Raw genomic sequence first — 2,580 nt, 5'->3', positions numbered from 1 at the left:
ACACAGGATATCTCTATATAGTATATCACCAAAATTAACTTTTTTTATTACAAAAATATTAAACTTTTCTAATCTATAAAGCTTACAACATCTTCTAAAGGAAGTCTCTTTGGCTGTGGTGCTGTTTTATCCTCTGGAACTCCGACTGGAACAAGTGCCATTAGCTCTCCTTTAGATTCGTTACGACCTATGATCTCGTATATTTTGTCTCTAGAATGTATTGGACCTGTCATATAGCAAGCTCCATATCCCATATTAGCAGCTGCTAATAAGAAATTTTCAATTGCAGCGCCTATAGTTTGTATTTCTGACTTACTAGAAATAGCTATATCGTACAAATCTTTACATTCCGGTTTATTCTTTAGTATTTCATATTCAATAGTTTTGTATGGTTTTGCATAGAATAAAACAAGAACTGGAGCATTTTTAAATACTGTATAGTATTTTAAAAATTTATTCATATTATCTTTATTTTTTTCTTCGTCTGCTAAATTAGCAATTTCTGTATGTCTATCTGCTACCACCTTAGCTATTTCTTGAATTTTATCTTTATTTGTTATTACTGTAAAATGCCAATTTTGTTGGTTCTTACCTGATGGAGCATAAGTCGCAGCTTTTAACATCTCCATTAAATCCTCCTTTGGCACCTCTTGATCTTTAAATTTTCTTATACTTTTTCTCTTATATATAAAATCTAAATCGGCCATTCTTTCATCTCCTTATTTCTAAAAAGTTTTAATAATAAATAATTATATCTAATTTTATATCAATTATATAATTATTACCATAAACTTTAGAAATTTTAGTATTTTATTTTTTGCTAAAGTATAAATTTGGTGATTTTTCCTTTTTCATCTTGTATAGTTAGAATTTCTAAATCAGGGTAATTTTTAAACAACCACTTTATTTCTGTCATAGTTCGATTTACCTGTTGTTTATTTAATTTTTTTATAAATAAACTCTGCGCTATTTCATTAAAATCCTTACCGTTAATAAAATTTCTTATAAATTTATACGCAATTGAATTTGGCACATTACTTACACTTTCTCTTGAGCTTGAACTTTTTTTAGTATATATCTTCATAAAAAAACCTCCTAAATATGTATTTTCCTTCTATATATTTATTGTGGATATTTTTCTTTTATGAAGAAAATTGATATTTATTTAAAAAAACCTATACGAGAAATTTCTCATATAGGTTTCGTTTTATAGTATTAATTTTTCTAATTTAAATATATCTTAAGAAGCTTTTTTATCTAAACCATCGAAATCATTGTTATCGTTTATTATATAGTTTTTCCATTCTGTAAATGTGAATATCATAAGTGCAGTTACGTTTATTCCACAAAGAACGAATAAAAGTAAATCAACTGCCTCAAATACCACATTAGCTCCAAATACAGCTAAAGTTCCAGCTGCTGCAACTAATGTTAGATATATAGCTATATTTCTATTTATTGGATTGTTTTTAAATAATTTTGTCATATAGTAATATGAACCTAATATAGTTGTCAACGCTGATAACACAGTGAATGCTGAAAATACTATTAGTCCAAAAGTACCTGTTACACTTTGTGCAGTTTCAAATAATTGAGTTAATCTAGTAACTGCATCTGCTGGGAATTGTATCATTCCATTTCTAACACCATATGATGCTATATAAGAAGTAACTATTATAGAAACTACTACAGTTACTATTGTTGGTATTAATGATATCATAGCTCCTTCTCTAGGTGCTGAGTCTGATTCCTGTGCTGCCATAGCTAAAGCTCCAAGACCAGTTTCTGCAGTTTGAATGATTTTTTGCATACCTAATATGAATCCTAGTGGAACACCAAACATAGCATTTACTGGATTTAACATACCGTCTATCATACCTTGTAGGTAAGTTGGAATATAAGACGCAGTTTTTGTTAAAAATATTAAAAAGAATATAAAATATCCTGTTATCGCAGTTCCTATCATGTAAGTCATCGCACTCATGAATATCTCGTGTTTTTTAGATAATACCAATACTGCAACGACAGCTATTACTGGTATTACGATAAATAGATATCTCTGCATTAAAGTAGTCTCTATTCCCATAAATTTAGATGCAACTATCGCACTAACTGAGTCTATACCACTGAATTGGAATCCACCAAATCCAAATACTGCAAGTGCTACGAAGCACACAGCATATACCATCCCTAATTTTGGACTTATTAAAGATGAAATATATTCTTTTGGTGTTTTGCCCATTATTTTAGAGTTTAGAGTTTCTGAATAAGAAACAGGAACCATTATACATGCTCCTATTAATGCCCATATTGCCATCGCCTCTATGTTATTTTGTCCGGCAGCTGATAATTTTGATAAAGCTCCCATGACACCTACTACAGCTCCTGTACCTATCATAGCACCTAGTGAAATTGCCGCTGGTCCTATTGCATTTTTAAGTGTTAATTTAGATGGTAAAGTTGCCTTTTTTTGAACCATAAATATAGTTCTTATAGAAGTTATTGCACCTACCACTAATATAAAAGGTAAAAATACAGGCCAAATAGCATCAGAAACATTAGTTATAATATGTTCTACTT

Annotated in this window: 3 protein-coding genes; all 3 read right to left on the bottom strand. The window is 29.7% G+C overall.

All coding sequences use genetic code 11. The annotated features are described in order from the left end of the window. Window positions 1-68: 68 nt before the first annotated feature. A complete protein-coding gene (locus ACI3VO_RS07760; protein WP_439757362.1) occupies window positions 69-707 on the bottom strand; it encodes a nitroreductase family protein in 639 nt (212 codons plus the stop codon). Window positions 708-820: 113 nt separating this feature from the next. Beyond that, entirely contained in the window at window positions 821-1,084 is a 264-nt protein-coding gene (locus tag ACI3VO_RS07755; RefSeq protein ID WP_439757361.1) for a hypothetical protein, read from the bottom strand. Between the two features lie 156 nt (window positions 1,085-1,240). Continuing rightward, window positions 1,241-2,580: alanine:cation symporter family protein (locus ACI3VO_RS07750; RefSeq protein ID WP_439757360.1), on the bottom strand; the 1,340-nt coding region annotated here is incomplete at its 5' end.

Origin of the sequence: Intestinibacter sp., assembly GCF_051866655.1 — a bacterium.
Taxonomy (GTDB): Bacteria; Bacillota; Clostridia; order Peptostreptococcales; family Peptostreptococcaceae; genus Intestinibacter.
This window is presented reverse-complemented; position numbering and strand designations above follow the sequence as displayed.

Coding starts and splice junctions, on each gene's coding strand:
- ACI3VO_RS07760 (WP_439757362.1), bottom strand. CDS start 707: ATGGCCGATTTAGATTTTATATATAAGAGAAAAAGTATAAGAAAATTT.
- ACI3VO_RS07755 (WP_439757361.1), bottom strand. CDS start 1,084: ATGAAGATATATACTAAAAAAAGTTCAAGCTCAAGAGAAAGTGTAAGT.